The sequence below is a fragment of the Mesorhizobium sp. LNHC252B00 genome (genome assembly GCF_000502955.1).
In the GTDB taxonomy this organism is placed as follows: Bacteria; Pseudomonadota; Alphaproteobacteria; order Rhizobiales; family Rhizobiaceae; genus Mesorhizobium.
This window is the reverse complement of sequence record NZ_AYWO01000020.1, coordinates 61,907-81,471: the sequence shown is the minus strand read 5'-3', so window position 1 is coordinate 81,471 and position 19,565 is coordinate 61,907. Positions and strand designations below refer to the sequence as shown.

Here is a 19,565-nt window from a genome sequence, read left to right as displayed (position 1 = left end):
GCGTGCCCGTGGCCCATGCGTTAGGATCGCCTTGGGCCGAAGCATCGAACGGCCGGTCACTGGTCGATCGAAGGACATTGCATGGCAATCAGGGACGCATTGGGCCTGACATTTTCGGGTGCCACGCAGGCGGGGTTCACGCCCTACTGCCAGGCAGTGCGTGAACTACGGTGCTTCATCGGCGACCCCGTGGCCTCCATCGACCGCGCCATCGCGAAAGCTCCCGGCTTCGTCATGGCGCATGTCTTCAAGGGCTACCTTTTCGGCCTCGCCACCGAGCAAGAGGCGACGGACGTGGCCAAGGCTTGCCATCAGGCCGCATTGCCACTTGCCGCGACCACGCGCGAGCAGGCGCATGTCGCAGCCCTTGGCCATCTCGCCAACGGACGCTGGCATCAAGCCAGCCGCATTCTTGAGGATGTCACCATCGAGACCCCTCGCGACGGGCTGGCGCTGCAGGTCGGCCACCAGATCGATTTCTTCACCGGCAATGCCCGCATGTTGCGTGATCGCATCGCCCGTGCCCTGCCATCATGGCAAAGCGGCATGCCTGGCTACCACGCCATGCTCGGCATGCAGGCGTTCGGACTTGAGGAGATGGCTGACTATATCAGGGCCGAGCAGCTTGGCCGCGCGGCAGTCGACATGGAGCCGCGCGACGGGTGGGCGCAGCATGCCGTCGCTCATGTCATGGAAATGCAAAGCCGGCAAAGGGATGGTATTGCCTGGATGCGCGCCGATCCCGAGGCGTGGACAAGGGAAAGCTTTCTGCAGGTGCACAATTGGTGGCACCTGGCGCTGTTCCACTATGATCTCGGCGAGACAGACGAGGTGCTGGCGCTCTATGACGGACCCATCTATGGCGGGCAGTCGACGATGGCGCTCAACATGGTCGACGCGTCGGCAATCCTGTGGCGGCTTTACCTTGGCGGCATCGATGTCGGCGACCGCTGGGCGGGGCTCGCCGCCAACTGGCGCAAGGCCGGGGCCGGCAATTATGCCTTCAACGACGCCCACGCGATGATGGCGTTCGTCGGCGCCGGGCTCGACGCCCCGGCCCAGACCTTGCTCGAGGCTCAACGCGAGGCGATGGGCGGCAGCGACGACAATGCGGCTTTCACCAGGGATGTCGGCCATCCCCTGACGCTCGCCATCAAGGCCTTTGGCGAGGGCAACTATGCCGAGACCGTGCGCCTGATCCGGCCGATACGGGCGATCGCCCACCGTTTCGGCGGCAGCCACGCCCAACGCGACGTCATCGACCTGACGCTGATCGAGGCGGTCCTGCGCGCCGGTGACGGTGCGCTTGGCAGGGCGCTCACGGCCGAACGGGGAATGGCGCGGCCCGGCAGTCCACTGTCGGCGCTGCTTTCTCGGCGCGCGGCCAATTTATCCGAGACCAATTTGTCAGAGAATTGACCCGCGATCGATCTTGTCTTAAAAACTGACAAGCCAGATTTTTTCGGGACTCGAAAAAATTATCGGCAAGGGAGGAACACATGTATCTCGGCCTCGATCTCGGGACGTCGGGCGTCAAGGCGCTGCTGATCGATGCCGGGCAAACCGTCATCGGTTCCGGCCATGCGTCGATCGACGTATCGCGGCCACATCCGGGCTGGTCGGAACAGAACCCCGACGACTGGATCCGCGCTTGCGAAGAGGCGATTGCCGACCTCAAAGCCAAGCATCCCGGGGAGCTCGCCGCGGTCAAAGGCATCGGCCTGTCCGGCCACATGCACGGTGCAACGCTGCTCGATGCCGCCGACAAGGTGCTGCGCCCTTGCATCCTGTGGAACGATACACGCAGTCATGCCGAGGCGGCCTTGCTCGACGCCGATCCGCGCTTCCGCGCGCTGACCGGCAACATCGTGTTTCCCGGTTTCACCGCGCCGAAGCTTGCCTGGGTGAAGAACAACGAGCCAGCTGTCTTCGCCAAGGTCGCAAAAGTGCTGTTGCCCAAGGATTTCCTGCGGCTCTGGCTGAGCGGCGAACACATTTCGGAAATGTCGGATTCTGCCGGCACGTCCTGGCTCGATGTCGGCAAGCGGCGCTGGAGTACCGAGCTGCTCGCCGCGACATCGCTCGATGAAAAACAAATGCCGGCCCTGGTCGAGGGTACGGAGAAGGCAGGCGCGCTGCGTGCCGAACTGGCTTCAAAATGGGGCGTTCCGGCCGGCATTCCCATCGCCGGCGGTGCCGGCGACAATGCTGCCTCGGCCTGCGGCATGGGCACGGTCGGCGCCGGCCACGCCTTCGTTTCGCTCGGCACATCGGGCGTGCTGTTTGCCGCCAACGCCGCCTACCTGCCCAACCCGGCTAGTGCTGTGCATACCTTCTGCCACGCGCTTCCGGACACCTGGCACCAGATGGGCGTCATCCTGTCGGCAACCGATTCGCTGAACTGGCTGTCCGAGATCACCGGAAAAGGCGCTGGCGAACTGACCGCCGAACTCGGCGACACTCTGAGGGCGCCCAGCGGCGTGTCCTTCCTGCCTTATCTCTCCGGTGAGCGCACACCCTACAATGATTCCGCCATTCGCGGCGCGTTCACCGGGCTGGCGCATGAATCGAGCCGTGCGGTGCTGACCCAGGCGGTGCTCGAAGGCGTCGCCTTTGCCTTCCGCGACAGCTTCGAAGCCCTGGCCACGGCCGGCACGACCTTGACGCGGGTGACGGCGATCGGCGGCGGTTCGCGCTCGCGCTATTGGCTGAAGGCGATTGCCACCGCGCTTCAACTGCCTGTCGACATTCCCGCCGACGGCGACTTCGGCGCCGCCTTTGGCGCCGCGCGGCTCGGCCTGATCGCGGCGACGGGTGCCGACCCGCTTGAAATCTGCACGGCACCGAGGACCGATGCCACGATCGAACCAGACGCCGCACTTGGCGGCGTCTATGCGGATGCCTATCAGCGCTACCGGGCGCTGTACCCGGCAGTCAAGGTCGCCACGGCGTGAGCGGGAGTCTACCCCCCTCTGCCCTGCCGGGCATCTCCCCCTCAAGGGGGGAGATTGGCAGCATTGACGTAGCCGCACTTTTTTCAACTTTGGTAATCGGCGAAGGCCCGCGTGACAGCCAATCTCCCCCCTCGAGGGGGAGATGGCCGGCAGGCCAGAGCGGTGTGCCTAGCGCCCACCGTAACAGCAAAACCTCACTGCGCCGGCACTTTGTCGAGAAAACCGGTGACGCTCTTCAGGCGGCCGTTCTCGATGATGCCGATGTCAGTGCCTTCGATCACCGAGGCCGTGCCCTCCGGACCGAGATTCCACGAGAAGCGGATCTTGTCGGCAAAACCGTCCGGCGTGCCCTTCAGCGAGAACCGGAAGCCGGCAAATCGCTGCTGCACGCCGTCGATGAGTGCCGCGACACCCGCATGGCCATCGCCCTTCATGAGCGGGTCGCGATAGCTGACGTCTTCGGTGAAGGTCGCCTTGAGCAAATCGGCCCGACGGCCGGCATCACTTTCGTTCCAGGCGGTGATGTAGCTTTGGGCGATCTTGTTGAGGTCGGTCATGGCCTGTCTCCTTTGTCTGATTGTTTTGACATGAGTTTTTTCGACCAGCGGACGAACGAAACCAATTACGCCTGAGGTAATCACGGCGAATTACCTGAGGTAATCAGGGCCTGAGGTAGGGCCAACTATTCGAGAGGAAAAAACATGAGCAGCGGATTTTTCGGCGACATCAAGAAGATCAAATATGAGGGGCCGGATTCGACCAATCCGCTGGCCTACCGGTTCTACAATCCCGACGAGGTGGTGGCCGGCAAGCGGCTGGAAGACCATCTGCGCTTTGCCGTCGCCTACTGGCATTCCTTCGCCTGGCCGGGCGGCGATCCGTTCGGCGGCCAGACCTTCGACCGGCCGTGGTTCCCCAAGGCCGGCGGTGTCGACACGATGGAACTCGCGAAACTGAAAGCAGACGTCGCCTTCGAGATGTTCTCGCTGCTTGGTGCGCCCTATTTCTGCTTCCACGACGCCGATGTGCGGCCGGAGGGCAAGGACTTTTCCGAGAGTGCGGCACGCCTCGACGAGATCGCCGACTACTTCGAGGAAAAGATGAAGCATACCGGCGTCAAGCTCTTGTGGGGCACTGCCAACCTGTTCTCCAATCGCCGCTTCATGTCGGGCGCGGCCACCAATCCCGACCCGGATGTCTTTGCCTACGCGGCAGCGACGGTAAAAAGCTGTATCGATGTCACCAAGCGGCTGAAGGGCGAGAACTATGTGCTGTGGGGCGGGCGCGAGGGCTATGAGACGCTGCTCAACACCGACCTCGCACGCGAGCAGGAGCAGGCCGGCCGCTTCCTCAGCCTCGTCGTCGACTACAAGCACAAGATCGGTTTCAAGGGCACGATCCTGATCGAGCCGAAGCCGCAGGAGCCGACCAAGCACCAGTATGATTACGATGTCGCGACCGTCTACGGCTTCCTCAAGCGCTTCGGACTGGAGAAGGAGGTCAAGCTCAACATCGAGCAAGGCCACGCCATTCTGGCCGGCCATTCCTTCGAGCACGAGCTGGCGCTGGCCAATGCGCTCGGCGTCTTCGGCTCGATCGACATGAACCGCAACGACTATCAGTCGGGCTGGGACACCGACCAGTTCCCCAACAACGTGCCTGAAATGGCATTGGCCTACTACCAGGTCCTGCAGGCCGGCGGCTTCAAGACCGGCGGCACCAATTTCGACGCCAAGCTGCGCCGCCAGTCGCTTGATCCGCAGGATCTGCTGATCGGCCATATCGGCGGCATGGACTCTTGCGCACGTGGCCTCAAGGCCGCGGCCCGCATGGTCGAGGACAAGGCGCTGTCGGCACCGCTGGCCGAACGCTATGCCGGCTGGAACACAGCCGAGGGCAAGGCGATGCTGTCGGGCAAGCGCACGCTGGAGGACATCGCCGAGCGTGTCGTCAAGAAGAAGATCGAGCCGCAGCCAAGGTCGGGCCGCCAGGAACTGCTGGAAAACATCGTCAACCGATACGTGTGAAGCCGATCTCTGGACCGATATCCGCCACCTCTGGAGCGGCAATCGCCTTCTGCTGGAGCAATTCCAGTAAAAGCGTGAAGCGGTTTTCCGTCTGGAATTGCGTCAAAACAAAGAGTTAGAGCGGCTCGCCGTTTCCGCGAAACCGCGAAATGCTCCAGTCGCCCATTTCGCGACAGGCACCGAGGATCGCATAGATCCTCGGCTGCCTGCTGGTCGAAAAGCAGCTGTAGAACTCTCCTTGGCCTGACCTGCCCAGACACGGGAACAAACTTTGCGCAAAGCCGGGTGCGACGACACGGTTTTTGCCCTTTGACGCCCTTCAATGACCTCGCTCTTGCCTTCAAACTGCCGTCACGTATCTCGTATAAGACTGCTCGTGGCGGGAGAGGAAGAAGGAGGCGACCCGATATGCAGAACGAACGTGAAATCGACGCCCTGCTCTCACCGGGCGAAGTCGAATCGATTATCGACCGGCTGATGGCAATGCCGCATCCGAAGGATGGCACGCGCCGCTCGAACGAATGGGACCGCGCCGTTGCCAGCCGTTTCGAGACCCATCTTGCCAGGCAAATGCGCTCGCAGATCGACGGCGGCAGCGACCACCAGAATGCTGCCTGAACTTTCTGTGCATGTCGTTGTCCTTTTGGGCGACATGCATGTCAGCCCCGGCGCAGCCTGACCGGCGCTTCGCCGAAAGCCCTTGAAAACGCCCTCGAAAACGCCGCGGCGGACGAAAATCCGGTCCGCCCGGCAATATCGGCCATCGCCACCCTGGTGTCGACCACCAGCCGGCGCGCGGCACCCAGGCGCAGCCTGAGATAATAGGCGCCCGGCGTCTCGCCGATCGACTTGCGAAAGATGCTTTCCAAGGTTCGCGCCGTCACCCCGGCGCGTTTGGCCACCGCTTCTATGGTCAGCGGCTGATCGACATGCGATTCCATCAGCCGGATGGCTTGCGCCAGGCGCGGATCGTAGCCATCGAGCCGACCGAGCGAGACCAGCGGCTGGGCGTCGGTCGCGGCACGTGCCTGGTCGTAGATGAAGACGCTCGCGACATCGAGCGCCACGGCCATGCCCAGCCGCGTGCGAATGAGATGCAGCATCAGGTCGAAGGTCGGCGACGCGCCGCCTGACGTGAATACCGGCCCGTCGATGACGTAGCGGTCCGGGCGCACATCGACGCCGGGGAAGGCCGAGGAAAAGTCCTCCATGTCCTCCCAGTGGGTGGTGGCGCTGCGCCCTTCCAGCAAGCCGGCGCGCGCCACCAGCCAGGTGCCCGCTTCGACACCGCCGCAAGCCCGTGCTGTCCGCGCTGCCCGGCGCAGGCCTGACAACAGCCCCGATGTCGCATAGTTCTGGGTGCCAAAGCCGGCGACGACGACAAGAACGTCGGTTGGCTCACCCGCATCGAAACGGCCGCTAACCGCCACCGGCAGGCCGCAGGTGGTGACCGGAGCCTCGCCGGTCAGCGAGACCAGCTTGAAATCGAACAGCGTCTCGCCGCAGATGCGGTTGGCGGCGCGCAACGGATCGACCGCCGACGCGACGCACATGATCGACGAGCCGGAAAACACCAGCAGCGTCACCCTGAGTGGCAGGCGTTCGGCACGAAAGATCGTTGGTTTTTCGCTTTTCGTCATGGAAGCTTCGTAAAACGCAAAACAGTTTCCGGCAAGTCGGTCATTGTTGGTTGGTCTTTGTGCATGTCGTTGTCCCAAAACCGGTTCCCACTTTTGGGCGACATGCATAGTGTTTCTATCGGAGGAGAGTTCCATGCCGCTTGCGATGAACCGTGAGGTCTTCATTACCTGTGCCGTGACCGGATCCGGCGGCTCGCAGGATCGCAGCCCGCATGTACCGCGCTCGCCCAAGCAGATCGCCGATTCGGCCATCGATGCGGCCAAAGCCGGCGCCGCGATCGTCCACTGCCATGTGCGTGACCCTGAAACCGGCAAGCCCAGGCGCGACGTGCATCTCTATCGCGAAGTCACCGAGCGCATTCGCGAGGCGGAAGTAGACGTCATCCTGAACCTGACCGCCGGCATGGGCGGCGACATGGTCTTCGGCTCGCCGGAAGCACCGCTGCCGCTCAACGAAAAAGGCACCGACATGGGCGGCGCCACCAACCGCATGGAACATGTGCGCCAGTGCCTGCCGGAAATCTGCACGCTCGATTGCGGCACCATGAATTTCGCCGAGGCCGACTATGTCATGACCAACACGCCCGGCATGCTGCGCGCCATGGGCGGCATGATGACGGCGCTCGGCGTCAAACCGGAGATCGAGGCCTTCGATACCGGCCATCTGTGGTTCGCCAAGCAGCTGGTCGAGGAAAAGGTGCTCGATCCCGACGCGCTCGTGCAGCTATGCATGGGTGTGCCGTGGGGGGCGCCCGACGACCTCAACACCTTCATGGCAATGGTCAACAACGTGCCGTCGACCTGGAACTGGTCGGCCTTCGCCATCGGCCGCAACCAGATGGCCTATGCCGCCGCCGCCGTGCTGGCCGGCGGCAATGTCCGGGTCGGCCTGGAAGACAATCTGTGGCTCGACAAGGGCGTGCTGGCGACCAATGCGCAGTTGGTCGAACGAGCCGCCAGCATCGTCACCAATCTGGGCGCCAGGATCATCGGCCCGGAGGAAGTGCGCAAGAAGCTCAACCTCACCAAGCGGGCGCCGATAGCGGCATAAATTATTCGCCGGGAGGGTCGATATGACTACCGTAAAATTCACGGCGATGAAGGATGGCGACCGGGACGACTATGAGTTCCTGACCGCGCATGAAATCGACTATGCGGCAAGGACCGGCGAGCGGCTGCTCGACGCGCTGGTTCAGCTCGACGCGGGTCTGTCGGGGTACAAGATCACCCGGCTCGGCCATTCGCTGCAGGCGGCGACCCGCGCCTGGCGCGACGGCGCCGATACCGACTGGATCGCGTGCGCGCTGCTGCACGATATCGGCGACATATACGCGCCCTACAATCACGACGAATATGCCGCTTCGATCCTGAAGCCTTTCGTACGCGAACAATGCACCTGGGTGGTGGAAAAGCACGGCGATTTCCAGCGGCTCTACTATGCCCATCATCTGGGCGGCAACCGCCATGCGCGCGACCGCTTCGCCGGCCACGCCTATTTCGATGATTGCGATCAGTTCTGCGAGCGCTGGGACCAGTCGAGCTTCGACCCCGACTACGACACGCTGCCGATCGAATTCTTCCGGCCCTTCGTGCTCGAAGTGTTTGCCCGCAAGGCTTACGATCCCCCGGTGATCCGCGCCGGCGAGCGCGTGCCTCTCATCGATCCCGCAACAGCCAAGACAAGAACCGGAGCTTCCGCATGAGCATCATCAACAAGGCGGCCGCCATCGGTGGCGGCGTCATCGGCGCCGGCTGGGTGGCGCGCCTGTTGCTCAACGGCATCGACGTGTCGATCTTCGATCCCGATCCCGAAGCGTCGCGCAAGGTTGGCGAAGTGATGAAAGGCGCGCGCCGCGCCTACAAGCAGATGGTGCCTGGCGGCTTGCCGAAAGAGGGCAAACTGACCTTTGCCAAGACCATCGCCGAGGCGGTTGCCGATGCCGACTTCATCCAGGAAAGCGTGCCTGAGCGGCTCGATCTCAAGCACCGCGTGCTGGCCGAGATCGATACCCATGCGCCGGCAAACGCCATTGTCGGCTCCTCGACCTCGGGCATCAAGCCGACCGACATGCAGGTGGCGATGAAGAAGCACCCGGAGCGGCTGGTCGTCGGGCATCCGTTCAACCCCGTTTACCTCTTGCCGCTTGTCGAGATCGTCGGCGGCGAACAGACCTTCCCAGAGGCGATCGAGGTCGCCAAGGAAATGTATGCCTCGATCGGCATGAAGCCGGTGGTGATCCGCAAGGAGATCGAAGCCTTCGTCGGCGACCGCCTGCTCGAAGCGGCATGGCGCGAGGCGCTGTGGCTAATAAAGGACGGCATCTGCACCGTCGAGGAACTCGATGACATCATGCGCTTCGGCTTTGGCCTGCGCTGGGCGCAGATGGGCATGTTCCAGGTCTATCGCGTCGCAGGGGGCGAGGCCGGTATGCGCCACTTCATGGCCCAGTTCGGGCCGTGCTTGAAATGGCCATGGACCAAGCTGATGGACGTGCCGGAGTTCAACGATGAACTGGTCGACCTGATCGCCACGCAGTCGGACGACCAGGCGCATGGGCTGTCGATCCGCGAGCTGGAAAAGATCCGCGACGACAATCTGGTTGCGATCATGGACGCGCTGTCGAAGCAGAACAAAGGCAAGGGCTGGGGTGCCGGTGCCTTGCACAAGGACTATACCAGGCAACTGGCCAAGCTAGCGGCCAAAAAGCCTGTGGCCTCCAAGGCGGCCGAGAAGGCCAAGACGTTGAAGCCGGTGAAGAAAGCCGAAAAGCCGAAGAAAAAGACCGGCAAGAAGAAGGGCTGAGATCATGGATTTCGGGTTGTCGGAGGAACAGAAGCTCATCGTCGAGACGACGAAGGCGTTCGTCGAGAACGAGCTATACCCGCATGAGCGCGAGGTCGAGCGCACCGGCGTGCTGCGCCGCGAGTTGATCGAGCAAATCAAGGCCAAGGCGATCGAGGCCGGGCTCTATGCCGCCAACATGCCGGCCGATGTCGGCGGCGCGGGCCTGGATACGGTGACCTGGCTGCTCTACGAGAAAGAGCTCGGCCGTGCCAATTATGCGTTGCACTGGACCTGCGTGGCGCGGCCCTCCAACATCCTCTTGGCCGGCACACCCGAGCAGCGCGAGAAATATTTGTTCCCCTGCATCCGCGGCGAGAAATGGGACTGCCTGGCGATGACCGAGCCGGGCGCCGGCTCCGACCTGCGCGGTATGAAGGCGACGGCCGTGCAGAATGGCGACGACTGGGTGCTCAACGGCACCAAGCATTTTATCTCCCACGCCGACCTCGCCGACTTCGCCATCGTGTTCATGGCTTCCGGCGAAGAGGATTCGCCGCGCGGCAAGCGCAAGAAGATCACCGCCTTTTTTGTCGACAAAGGGACCAAAGGCTTCACCGTCCGCGACGGCTACCGCAACGTCTCGCATCGCGGCTACACCAATGCCATCCTCGAATTCGACGATTGCCGCTTGCCGGCCTCCCAGGTTCTGGGCGAGGTGCACAAGGGCTTCGATGTCGCCAATTCCTGGCTCGGCGCCACTCGGCTGCAGGTCGGCGCCACCTGTCTCGGCCGCGCCGAGCGGGCGCTTGGCCATGCGGTGGAATATGCCGCGCAGCGCCAGCAGTTCGGCCAGCAGATCGGCAAGTTCCAGGGCGTGTCGTTCAAGCTTGCCGACATGGCGACCGAACTGAAGGCCGCCGACCTGATGGTGTTCGAAGCCGGCTGGAAGTACGATCAGGGCACCGTCACCGACCAGGACATGGCCATGGCCAAGCTGAAGGCCACCGAAATGCTCGCCTTTGTTGCCGATGAAGCGATCCAGATCCATGGCGGCATGGGGCTGATGGACGATTTGCCGCTGGAGCGCATCTGGCGCGACGCCCGGGTCGAGCGAATTTGGGAAGGCACTTCGGAGATTCAGCGACATATTATTTCGCGGGCGCTGCTGCGTCCGTTCGGGGCTTAGAGCATGATCCCCCAAGGCCGGAGCTAGGCTTGGGAGAAGATGATGCTCAAACGAAAAGATGACCATGCATAAACTCGAACGTCTTTTGCGCCCCAAATCGATTGCCGTCTTCGGCGGCGCTCAGGCCGCAGTCGTCGTGGCGCAATCGATCAAGATGGGTTTTGCCGGCGAGATCTGGCCGGTGCATCCGAGCAAGGAAGAGGTCGCCGGCCGAAAGGCCTATCGCTCCGTCGCCGATCTTCCCGGCGCGCCGGACGCCGCCTTCGTCGGCGTCAACCGGCACTTGACCATCGAGGTGGTCAAGGCGCTGGCCGAGCGCGGCGCCGGCGGTGCAGTCTGCTTTGCCGCCGGCTTCCTCGAGACCGAGGCCTATGACGACGACGGCGAGCGGCTGCAGGCCGAGCTGGTCGCGGCGGCGGGCCAGATGCCGATCATCGGCCCGAATTGCTACGGCCTGATCAACTATGCCGACGGCGCACTTCTGTGGCCCGACCAGCATGGCGGCATCCGACTGGCCGACGGCGGCAAAGGTGTCGCTATCATCACCCAGTCGTCGAACATCGCCATCAACATGACGATGCAGAAGCGCGGCCTCCCGATCGCCTTCCTGATGACCGCCGGCAACCAGGCGCAGACCGGCCTGTCCGAAATGGCACTCGGCCTGATCGAGGACGAGCGGGTCACCTCGCTTGGCCTGCACATCGAAGCCTTCGATTCCGTAGCCGGCTTCGAACGGCTGGCGGCCAGGGCCCGCGAGTTGAAGAAGCCGATCATCGCCATGAAGGTCGGCCGTTCCGAACAGGCGCGGCAAGCGACCGTCTCGCACACCGCCTCGCTGGCAGGGTCGGACGCCGCATCGGGCGCCTTCCTGAGGCGGCTGGGCATAGCGCGCGTCGATTCCATCCCCGCCTTCATCGAGGCGCTGAAGCTGCTGCATATCACCGGACCGTTGCCCGGCTATAGGCTGTCATCGATGAGCTGCTCGGGCGGCGAGGCTTCGGTCATGGCCGACAGCGCCGAAGGCCGCTGGGTCAATTTCCCGGTGCTCAGCGACACCCACCGTGCCCATGTCAAATCGACGCTCGGGCCGCTGGTCGCGGTGGCCAATCCGTTGGACTATCACACCTTCATCTGGAACAATGAGCCGGCGATGACCGCCACCTTCACCGCCATGGTGTCGGGCGGGTTCGACCTCAACATGCTGGTGCTCGACTTCCCGCGCCCCGACCGCTGCTCGGACACCGACTGGTGGGCGACGCTGCGTGCCTTCGAATCTGCGCTTAAGACCAACAAGGCGCAGGGTGCCATCGTCTCCTCGCTGCCGGAGAACCTGCCGGAGGAATACACTGCCGGCCTTATGGCGCGCGGCATGGTGCCGCTGTTCGGGATTTCCGAAGCCATGGATGCAGCCGGGGCAGCGGCCTTCATCGGTTGGGCTTGGGCTGAGCCGCAGGCGCAGCCGATCGACACCTCCGCCTCCGGCGCGCCTGTCGGCGAACACGTCACGCCCGACGAGGCCGAGGCGAAATCCCGCCTCATCAAGGCCGGCCTGCCGGTGCCGAAAGGCGAGCGCGCCGCCAATGCGGTCGAGGCGGTGATCTCGTCGATGGCGCTCGGCTTCCCGGTGGCGCTGAAGGCGCTGGGTGTCACCCACAAATCCGAGGTCGGCGCGGTGCAGCTCAACCTCAAAGACGCCGAGTCCGTCAGCACCGCTGCGCATGACCTCTTGCCGCTCGGCACCGGGCTCTATGTCGAGCGCATGGTGCGCGACGGCGTCGCCGAGCTGATCGTCGGCTTCACCCGCGACCCGATGTTCGGCGCGGTGATGACGCTGGGCACCGGCGGCGTGCTGGTCGAGCTGCTGCGCGACAGCGTCACGCTAATGCTGCCAGCGACCCGCGATGACATCGAGGCGGCGTTGCACGGCCTGAAACTCTATCCGCTGCTCGAAGGCTATCGCGGCCGGCCGAAGGCCGATGTTCAGGCTGCCATCGACGCCATCTCGGGCATTGCCGCCTTCGTGCAGGAGAATGCCGGCGAGATCGAGGAACTCGACATCAACCCGCTGATCGTCTGCACGGAGGGCAAGGGCGCCTGGATCGCCGATGCGCTGCTGGTGCTGGGAGACAAGAAGAATGTCTGACGTCATTTCGACCCGCCGCGAGGGCACCATCCTGGAGGTCACGCTCGACCGGCCCAAGGCCAACGCCATCGACCTGAAGACCTCGCGGCTGATGGGCGAAACCTTCAAGGCATTCCGCGACGATCCCAATTTGCGCGTCGCCATCGTCAAGACCGCCGGCGACAAGTTCTTCTGCGCCGGCTGGGACCTGAAGGCGGCTGCCGGCGGCGATGCGGTCGACGGCGACTATGGCGTCGGCGGCTTTGCCGGCCTGCAGGAACTGCGCGACCTCAACAAGCCCGTCATCGCCTGCGTCAACGGCATGGCGGTCGGCGGTGGCTTCGAGCTGGCGCTGTCCTGCGACCTCATCTACGCCTCCGACCATTCCTCCTTCGCGCTGCCCGAAATTCGCGCCGGCACGCTGGCCGACGCGGCAACGATCAAGCTACCGAAGCGCATTCCCTATCATGTCGCCATGGACCTTCTGCTCACCGGCCGCTGGATGGATGTCGCCGAAGCGCATCGCTGGGGCCTGGTCAACGAAGTGCTGCCCAAGGAAAAGCTTGAGGACCGCGTCTGGGAGATCGCCCGGCTGCTCGCCGGCGGACCGCCGCTGGTCTTTGCAGCGATCAAGGAAACGGCGCGCGTGGCCGAAGCGCTGACTTTCCAGGACGCGATGAACAGAGTGACGCGCCGGCAGCTGCCGACGGTCGATGCGCTCTACGGCTCCGAAGACAATATGGAAGGTTTTCGCGCTTTTGCGGAAAAGCGCGATCCGGTGTGGAAGGGGAAGTAATGGGAACGATGGCGTTCCGTCACACCCCCCTCTGCCCTGCCGGGCATCTCCCCCGCAAGGGGGGAGATTGGATGTCATTTCTGCTTTCGCCAACCGTCAACGTTGCAAGAAGTGCACCGCGATCAACGCTGCCAATCTCCCCCCTTGCGGGGGAGATGGCCGGCAGGCCAGAGGGGGGTGCCCGGGCTCTGCCCTTCCAGTGCCCATGACCGACTACAAAACGCTCATCGACGCCGAGACCTGGGCTTTCATCGAGCGGACCAATTCCTACTATCCGCCCGACACGATCGATTACACGATCGCGCAGCAGCGCGACATCTACGACCGCATGTGCCGCGAATTCTTTGCCGGCTACCCGCAAGGCGTCGCGGTCGAAACCTCCGCCATTGCAACGCGAACGCACGAGATCCCGATCCGCATTTACCGAAGCGCACGCCAAGCAGCCGTGACGGTGCTGTATTTCCATGGCGGCGGCTTCATTCTCGGCGGCCTGAACAGCCATGACGATGTCTGTGCCGAACTCTGCGACCGCACCGGCTACGAGGTGATCTCGGTCGATTACCGGCTGGCGCCGGAGCACTTGCATCCATCGGCCTTCGACGACGTGATGAGCGCCTTCGAATGGGCTGGCATCGCCCGCAGCCACCCAATTCTTCTATGCGGCGACAGCGCCGGCGGCAATCTTGCCGCCGCGGTCAGCCACGCGACACGCGGCCATGCGAAACGGCCGATCGGCCAGGTGCTGATCTATCCCGGTCTTGGCGGCGACCGGTCGAAGGGATCCTATCTCAGGCATGCCGAAGCGCCGATGCTGACCATGCGCGATCTCGAATTCTACAAGAACATCCGCACCGGCGGGCGAGACGGCACCGGGGACATCACGCAGTCGCCGCTTGCCGACGCCGATTTCGCCAACCTGCCGCCGACCGTACTGATCACCGCGCAATGCGATCCGCTATCGTCCGACGGCGGAGCCTATCGCGACCGCATCGTCGCGGCCGGCGGACGGGCATACTGGTTCGAGGAACCGGGCCTGGTGCACGGCTATCTCAGGGCCCGGCACACGGTCGGCCGCGCCCGCGCGAGTTTTACCCGGATCGTTGACGCGGTTGCTGCCCTTGGACAGGGTGCCTGGCACTGGTGAGCGGTCTTTTCGCCTCGCCGCCTGAACCTTATTACACCGAGGCAGCCGCCGACCGGCCGGCGCTGCGGCCGGAAAAGATGCAGCCGCCCAGGAAGGTCCCCTCAAGCGCCGCATAGCCATGCACGCCGCCGCCGCCGAACCCGGCGGCTTCGCCGACCGCATAGAGCCCGGCGATCGGCTGGCCATCGGCACCCAGCACGCGGCTGTCGAGATCGGTCTGCAGGCCGCCCAGCGTCTTGCGGGTCAGGATGTTGAGGCGCACCGCGATCAGCGGGCCGTTCGCCGGATCGAGCATCTTGTGCGGCTTGGCCGTGCGGATCAGCCTGTCGCCGAGATAGGCGCGAGCGCCGCGCAAAGCGGTGATCTGCATGTCCTTTGAGAACGGATTGTCGAGCTGCCGGTCACGAGCGCGGATTTCGCGCTCGACCTGGGCCAACTCAAGCAGCGGTTCGCCGCCGGCCAGCGCGTTCATGCGGGCGACCAGTGTCGGCAGGTCCGCCTCGACGATAAAATCCTCGCCTTTTTCCATGAACGCCTTGACCGGGCCCGGAATGCCCGAGGTGGCGCGGCCGAGTACCTGGCGCCAGCTTTTGCCGGTCAAATCGGGGTTCTGTTCGGAGCCCGACAACGCGAACTCCTTCTGGATGATCTTCTTCGTCAGGATGAACCAGGAATAATCGAAGCCGGTGCTCATGATGTGGGACAGCGTGCCCAGCGTGTCGAAGCCAGGATAGAGCGGCACGGGCAGGCGCTTGCCGCGTGCGTCGAGCCACAGCGAAGACGGGCCGGGCAGGATGCGGATCGCATGATCGGTCCAGATCGGCGACCAGTTCTTGACGCCCTCGACATAGTGCCACATGCGGTCGCGGTTGATGATCGAGCCGCCGGCCTGCTCCGTGATCGCCAGCATGCGGCCGTCGACATGGTCGGGCACGCCGGTGATCATCCGCCTAGGTGCGGCGCCCAGCCGCTTCGGCCAGTTTTCGCGGACAAGCTGATGGTTGGCGCCGATGCCGCCGGAGGCAACGATCACCGCCTGCGCTCGGAATGCGAAATCGCCCGCGATGTCGCGTGAACTCTTGTGGCCGCGCTCGACTGTGCTCGGCTGCAGTATGTCGCCGCGCACACCGTCGACGGTAGCACCCGTGCGGGTCAATTGATTGACGCGGTGGCGGAATCTGAAACTGATCAGCCCTTGCTTCTGGGCCTCGCGCACGCGCTGGACGAAGGGTTCCAGCACGCCCGGGCCGGTACCCCAGGTGATGTGGAAACGCGGCACCGAATTGCCGTGGCCGATGGCATTGCCGCCGCCGCGCTCGGCCCAGCCCACCACGGGGAAAAACTTCAGGCCGCGCTGCAGAAGCCAGGAGCGTTTCTCGCCGGCGGCGAAGCCGACATAGGCTTCCGCCCATTGGCGCGGCCAGAAATCCTCGGGCCGATCGAACGCCGCGGTGCCCAGCCAGTCCTCCAGTGCCAGGTCATGCGAATCGCGGATGCGCATGCGCCGCTGCTCGGGCGAATCGACAAGGAAAAGGCCACCGAACGACCAGAATGCCTGGCCACCGAGCGACTGCTCCGGCTCCTGGTCGACGATGATGATCCGTTTGCCGGCCTCGGCAAGTTCGGCGGCGGCAACCAGCCCGGCAAGGCCGGCGCCGACAATGATCACGTCCGCGTCGTCAGACATTTCCCCTCCCAATCAGCCGGCTAAGCTCAGACTGTCTCCCAGCTGTCCTTGCCGCCGGCGCGGAAGATGGCGTCGATGACTTTCTGGTTGAGCACGGATTCCTCCAGCGTGAAGACGCGCTCCTTGCCGCCCTGTGCCGCACGCGCGAAGGTCTCGACCTCCAGCCGGTATTGCTGCGTGCCGGGAAAGCGGAACACTTGCGCCTCGGTGTGGTTCTGGTTGTGCAGTTCGACCCGGTGATGGTCGTACAGCCCGGCGTTGAAGGGCGAGAACACTTCGATGAAACCCTTCTCGCCGTGGAACACCATGACTTGGCGCGCCGCCATCTGCGTCGACAGGTAGAAGGACAGTTCGAAGTCGCCGAAATCGGCGCGGATCGAGGAGTAGATGTCGGTGCCGAATTTCTCGTCGCGTTCGATTGTCGCCTGCACGCGCAGCGGCTCCTTGCCAGTCGAAAAGCGCGTCGACACAGTCGGATAGACGCCGATGTCGGGCAGCGCGCCGCCGCCGAGATCGAGCTTGTTGCGCATATTGTTGGGGTCGACATTGTAGTAGGAGAACGCGCCCTGCACATGGCGCAGCCGGCCGATGGCGCCGCTGGCGATGAGATCGCGCACCTTGATCCATTGCGGGTGGTAGATGACCATGAACGCTTCGCAGACGAGCACTTTTTTGGCGTCGCGCAGCTTGATCAGCGGGAGAATGTCCTTGGCGTCGAGCGCCAGCGGCTTTTCGACCAGCACATGCTTGCCGGCTTCGATGGCCTTGGCTGTCCATTCGACATGTTGCGAGGTCGGCAACGGGATGTAGACGCCGTCGATTTCGTTGGAGGCGAGCAGGTCCTCATAGGAGCCGAAGGCATGGCGGGCGCCAAAGCGCTCGGCCAGTGCCTTGGCCTTCGACAGGTCGCGACTGGCGATCGCCGACAGCACACCATTCTCCGCCTCGACCATTGCCGGCAACAAATGCTCGCGGCCGATCTTGGCTGTGGACAACACACCCCATCGAAACATCAGGCTTCTCCATCACGATTTACAGGCCACGAGGTTTGCCCGATATCGGAAGAAAAGCCAATGTGCAGTGCTGGCTCATCGCCCACCATGGCCACAAGGGCAGGGTAAAGCGCCGCCTACCCGCTCACCTTGAAGAAATCGACGAAGGCGCGCAGCGCCGGGCGCATCTGGCGGCGACTGGGGTAGTAGACGAAGAACCCGTCGAAGGGCGGGCACCAGTCCTCCAGCACGCGGATCAGCCGGCCGTCGGCAAGCGGTGCCCGCACATAGTCCTCGAAGACGAAGGCAAGCCCGGCGCCATCGACCGCTGCTTGCGCGATGAGCCGATCCTCATCGAGGATCAGTGGCCCCTGCGTGGCGATCTCGATCACCTCGCCATTTCTCTCGAACTCCCAGCGGTAAAGGATGCCGCTGGAGAAGCGGAAGCGGAGGCAGCGATGGTCGGCAAGGTCGCGCGGGTGGCGCGGTCTGGGCATGACCTCGAAATAGGATGGGGCGCCCACCACCGCGCCGCGAATGTCCGGCCCGATCCGCACCGCGATCATGTCACGTTGCAGACTCTCGCCGAGCCGAACGCCGGCATCGAAGCCGCCTTCGACGACATCGGTGAAGCGGTCCTCGATGGCGATCTCCAGCACGATATCGGGATAGGCCGCAGCAAAAGCACCAAGCCGTGGCGTCAGCACCAGATGCGCTGCCGTGCGGGGTACGCTGAGCCGCAGATTGCCGGCAGGCCGATCGCGCGCTTCGATCGCCGTCTCCAGCGCCAGGTCGATCTCCGAAAGAGCTGGGCGCAATCGCTCCAGCAACTGCGCGCCTTCTTCCGTCGGCGCGACGCTGCGCGTGCTGCGCGCCAACAGGCGTACGCCTAGCCGTGTTTCCAGGCTGGACACGGCGTGACTTACCGCCGACGGCGCGATTGCCAATTCCTTGGCCGCGCCGCGAAAGCTGCCGCATTGGGCAACGGTTGCCAGCACTGCCAGCTGTGAAAGATGTGCTCGGTTCATTGATCTACTTTTTAGAACAACCCGTACACACATTAACGTATTATCGAACGCAAAGCAAGGCGCTATCTTCCAGGCATCACAACAAGGAGACGCGTGATGCAAACCCGCAAGCTAGGAACTGAATTGAACGTCTATCCGGTCGGCCTCGGCTGCATGGGCATGAGCTTCGCCTATGGCGGCCAGGCGGAAGCCGACGCGATCACCACCCTGCACCGCGCCGTCGAGATCGGCGTCAACTTCTTCGACACGGCGGAAGTCTACGGCCCCTTCGAGAACGAGATCCTGCTCGGCAAGGCGCTGAAGTCGGTGCGCAACAAGGTGACAATCGCGACCAAGTTCGGCTTCAAGATCCTGGAAGAAGGCACCGGCATCGATCGCATGGCCGGCGTCGACAGCCGTCCCGACCACGTCAAGGCCGTTGCCGAGGCGTCGCTGAAGCGATTGGGCACCGACGTCATCGACCTTTACTACCAGCATCGCGTCGACCCCAACGTGCCGATCGAGGATACGGTCGGCGCCATGGCCGAACTGGTGCGCGAAGGCAAGGTGCGCGCGCTCGGCCTGTCGGAGGCGAGTGCCGCGACTATCCGCCGGGCGCATGCCGTGCATCCGATATCAGCCGTGCAGAGCGAATATTCACTGTGGAGCCGCGACCCGGAAGACGAGGTGTTCGCCGTCTGCCGCGAACTCGGCATCGGCTTTGTCCCTTACAGCCCGCTCGGCCGCGGCCTGCTCACCGGTACCATCGCCAAGCCCGAGGCGCTGAGCGACGACGACTGGCGCCGTGGCCTGCCGCGCTTCCAGGCCGATGCCATGGCGGCCAACGCCGCCGTCATCGCCACGCTGGAAAAGATGGCGGCTGAAAAGGGCGTGACCACGGCACAGCTGGCGCTGGCCTGGGTGCTGCACCAGGGCGACTTCATCGTGCCGATCCCCGGCGCGCGCAAGATCCGCCATCTTGAACAGAACACGGCTGCAGCAGAGATCGAGCTGAGCGCTGCCGAGGTAGCGGCCATAGGCGATGCGCTGTCGCCGGACAAGGTCGTTGGCAAGCGCTACACCGAGGAGCTGTTGGCGCTGGTGAATGGGTGAGTCAGGTCACCGTTGGAGGGGGCGCTTCGGCGCCCCTTTTTCATGCGAACGTGACAGCGAAGGTTGCGAGAAGTCAGCGCGAAACACCCCCCTCTGTCCTGCCGGACATCTC

Annotated in this window: 17 protein-coding genes; 12 read left to right on the top strand and 5 right to left on the bottom strand. The window is 63.9% G+C overall.

Annotated features, from left to right (window positions below; translation table 11 throughout):
- The first annotated feature begins 81 nt into the window (after window positions 1-81).
- Both X744_RS148135 and xylB read left to right on the top strand, forming a co-directional pair.
- Window positions 82-1,419, top strand: a complete 1,338-nt coding sequence (locus X744_RS148135; protein ID WP_023761180.1) for a tetratricopeptide repeat protein — start codon at window positions 82-84, stop codon at window positions 1,417-1,419.
- An 80-nt stretch (window positions 1,420-1,499) separates the two neighbouring features.
- Complete coding sequence (xylB, locus tag X744_RS148140) at window positions 1,500-2,954, top strand: xylulokinase (protein WP_023761179.1); 1,455 nt, start codon at window positions 1,500-1,502, stop codon at window positions 2,952-2,954.
- Between the two features lie 194 nt (window positions 2,955-3,148).
- Here xylB and X744_RS148145 read toward each other — a convergent pair whose 3' ends face one another.
- Window positions 3,149-3,511 (bottom strand): nuclear transport factor 2 family protein, encoded by a 363-nt coding sequence (locus tag X744_RS148145; protein ID WP_023761178.1) that lies wholly within the window; start codon window positions 3,509-3,511, stop codon window positions 3,149-3,151.
- Between the two features lie 144 nt (window positions 3,512-3,655).
- Between X744_RS148145 and xylA the strand changes: the two genes are divergently transcribed.
- Together xylA and X744_RS148155 are read left to right on the top strand one after the other, a co-directional pair.
- Entirely contained in the window at window positions 3,656-4,981 is a 1,326-nt protein-coding gene (xylA, locus tag X744_RS148150) for a xylose isomerase (RefSeq protein WP_023761177.1), read from the top strand.
- A 408-nt stretch (window positions 4,982-5,389) separates the two neighbouring features.
- Window positions 5,390-5,599, top strand: a complete 210-nt coding sequence (locus tag X744_RS148155; protein WP_023761176.1) for a hypothetical protein — start codon at window positions 5,390-5,392, stop codon at window positions 5,597-5,599.
- 41 nt (window positions 5,600-5,640) lie between these two features.
- On the opposite strand, the gene X744_RS148160 is transcribed toward X744_RS148155, so the two are convergent.
- On the bottom strand, window positions 5,641-6,621 hold the full coding sequence (locus X744_RS148160) for a GlxA family transcriptional regulator (RefSeq protein ID WP_023761175.1): 981 nt from the start codon (window positions 6,619-6,621) through the stop codon (window positions 5,641-5,643).
- 133 nt (window positions 6,622-6,754) lie between these two features.
- Here X744_RS148160 and X744_RS148165 point away from each other — a divergent pair, with 133 nt between their 5' ends.
- The 7 genes from X744_RS148165 (at window position 6,755) to X744_RS148195 (ending at window position 14,654) form a co-directional block, all read left to right on the top strand.
- Window positions 6,755-7,672 (top strand): 3-keto-5-aminohexanoate cleavage protein, encoded by a 918-nt coding sequence (locus tag X744_RS148165; protein WP_023761174.1) that lies wholly within the window; start codon window positions 6,755-6,757, stop codon window positions 7,670-7,672.
- A 22-nt stretch (window positions 7,673-7,694) separates the two neighbouring features.
- On the top strand, window positions 7,695-8,324 hold the full coding sequence (locus X744_RS148170; RefSeq protein WP_023761173.1) for an HD domain-containing protein: 630 nt from the start codon (window positions 7,695-7,697) through the stop codon (window positions 8,322-8,324).
- Window positions 8,321-9,424, top strand: coding sequence for a carnitine 3-dehydrogenase (locus X744_RS148175; RefSeq protein ID WP_023761172.1), 1,104 nt, complete (start codon window positions 8,321-8,323; stop codon window positions 9,422-9,424). The genes X744_RS148170 and X744_RS148175 overlap by 4 nt, the downstream gene beginning before the upstream one ends.
- A gap of 4 nt (window positions 9,425-9,428) precedes the next feature.
- Entirely contained in the window at window positions 9,429-10,592 is a 1,164-nt protein-coding gene (locus X744_RS148180; RefSeq protein ID WP_023761171.1) for an acyl-CoA dehydrogenase, read from the top strand.
- A gap of 64 nt (window positions 10,593-10,656) precedes the next feature.
- Window positions 10,657-12,735: an acetate--CoA ligase family protein gene (locus X744_RS148185; protein WP_031260722.1), complete on the top strand. Its 2,079-nt coding sequence runs from the start codon at window positions 10,657-10,659 to the stop codon at window positions 12,733-12,735.
- Window positions 12,728-13,510 (top strand): carnitinyl-CoA dehydratase, encoded by a 783-nt coding sequence (locus tag X744_RS148190; RefSeq protein WP_023761169.1) that lies wholly within the window; start codon window positions 12,728-12,730, stop codon window positions 13,508-13,510. Before X744_RS148185 ends, X744_RS148190 begins: the two co-directional genes overlap by 8 nt.
- A 205-nt stretch (window positions 13,511-13,715) precedes the next feature.
- On the top strand, window positions 13,716-14,654 hold the full coding sequence (locus X744_RS148195; protein WP_023761168.1) for an alpha/beta hydrolase: 939 nt from the start codon (window positions 13,716-13,718) through the stop codon (window positions 14,652-14,654).
- Between the two features lie 31 nt (window positions 14,655-14,685).
- Here X744_RS148195 and X744_RS148200 read toward each other — a convergent pair whose 3' ends face one another.
- The 3 genes from X744_RS148200 to X744_RS148210 all read right to left on the bottom strand — a co-directional run bounded on the left by X744_RS148200 (window position 14,686) and on the right by X744_RS148210 (window position 18,361).
- Window positions 14,686-16,341, bottom strand: coding sequence for an FAD-binding dehydrogenase (locus X744_RS148200; RefSeq protein ID WP_023761167.1), 1,656 nt, complete (start codon window positions 16,339-16,341; stop codon window positions 14,686-14,688).
- A 26-nt stretch (window positions 16,342-16,367) separates the two neighbouring features.
- Window positions 16,368-17,354: a Gfo/Idh/MocA family oxidoreductase gene (locus X744_RS148205; protein WP_023761166.1), complete on the bottom strand. Its 987-nt coding sequence runs from the start codon at window positions 17,352-17,354 to the stop codon at window positions 16,368-16,370.
- Window positions 17,355-17,470: 116 nt separating this feature from the next.
- Window positions 17,471-18,361: a LysR family transcriptional regulator gene (locus X744_RS148210; protein ID WP_023761165.1), complete on the bottom strand. Its 891-nt coding sequence runs from the start codon at window positions 18,359-18,361 to the stop codon at window positions 17,471-17,473.
- Window positions 18,362-18,457: 96 nt separating this feature from the next.
- Between X744_RS148210 and X744_RS148215 the strand changes: the two genes are divergently transcribed.
- Window positions 18,458-19,453, top strand: a complete 996-nt coding sequence (locus tag X744_RS148215) for an aldo/keto reductase (protein ID WP_023761164.1) — start codon at window positions 18,458-18,460, stop codon at window positions 19,451-19,453.
- Window positions 19,454-19,565: the final 112 nt, after the last annotated feature.

What these genes read in the sequence shown, in the direction of transcription:
- X744_RS148135 (WP_023761180.1), top strand. Translation starts at nt 82, where the DNA reads ATGGCAATCAGGGACGCATTGGGCCTGACATTTTCGGGTGCCACGCAG.
- xylB (WP_023761179.1), top strand. Translation starts at nt 1,500, where the DNA reads ATGTATCTCGGCCTCGATCTCGGGACGTCGGGCGTCAAGGCGCTGCTG.
- X744_RS148145 (WP_023761178.1), bottom strand. Translation starts at nt 3,511, where the DNA reads ATGACCGACCTCAACAAGATCGCCCAAAGCTACATCACCGCCTGGAAC.
- xylA (WP_023761177.1), top strand. Translation starts at nt 3,656, where the DNA reads ATGAGCAGCGGATTTTTCGGCGACATCAAGAAGATCAAATATGAGGGG.
- X744_RS148155 (WP_023761176.1), top strand. Translation starts at nt 5,390, where the DNA reads ATGCAGAACGAACGTGAAATCGACGCCCTGCTCTCACCGGGCGAAGTC.
- X744_RS148160 (WP_023761175.1), bottom strand. Translation starts at nt 6,621, where the DNA reads ATGACGAAAAGCGAAAAACCAACGATCTTTCGTGCCGAACGCCTGCCA.
- X744_RS148165 (WP_023761174.1), top strand. Translation starts at nt 6,755, where the DNA reads ATGCCGCTTGCGATGAACCGTGAGGTCTTCATTACCTGTGCCGTGACC.
- X744_RS148170 (WP_023761173.1), top strand. Translation starts at nt 7,695, where the DNA reads ATGACTACCGTAAAATTCACGGCGATGAAGGATGGCGACCGGGACGAC.
- X744_RS148175 (WP_023761172.1), top strand. Translation starts at nt 8,321, where the DNA reads ATGAGCATCATCAACAAGGCGGCCGCCATCGGTGGCGGCGTCATCGGC.
- X744_RS148180 (WP_023761171.1), top strand. Translation starts at nt 9,429, where the DNA reads ATGGATTTCGGGTTGTCGGAGGAACAGAAGCTCATCGTCGAGACGACG.
- X744_RS148185 (WP_031260722.1), top strand. Translation starts at nt 10,657, where the DNA reads ATGCATAAACTCGAACGTCTTTTGCGCCCCAAATCGATTGCCGTCTTC.
- X744_RS148190 (WP_023761169.1), top strand. Translation starts at nt 12,728, where the DNA reads ATGTCTGACGTCATTTCGACCCGCCGCGAGGGCACCATCCTGGAGGTC.
- X744_RS148195 (WP_023761168.1), top strand. Translation starts at nt 13,716, where the DNA reads ATGACCGACTACAAAACGCTCATCGACGCCGAGACCTGGGCTTTCATC.
- X744_RS148200 (WP_023761167.1), bottom strand. Translation starts at nt 16,341, where the DNA reads ATGTCTGACGACGCGGACGTGATCATTGTCGGCGCCGGCCTTGCCGGG.
- X744_RS148205 (WP_023761166.1), bottom strand. Translation starts at nt 17,354, where the DNA reads ATGTTTCGATGGGGTGTGTTGTCCACAGCCAAGATCGGCCGCGAGCAT.
- X744_RS148210 (WP_023761165.1), bottom strand. Translation starts at nt 18,361, where the DNA reads ATGAACCGAGCACATCTTTCACAGCTGGCAGTGCTGGCAACCGTTGCC.
- X744_RS148215 (WP_023761164.1), top strand. Translation starts at nt 18,458, where the DNA reads ATGCAAACCCGCAAGCTAGGAACTGAATTGAACGTCTATCCGGTCGGC.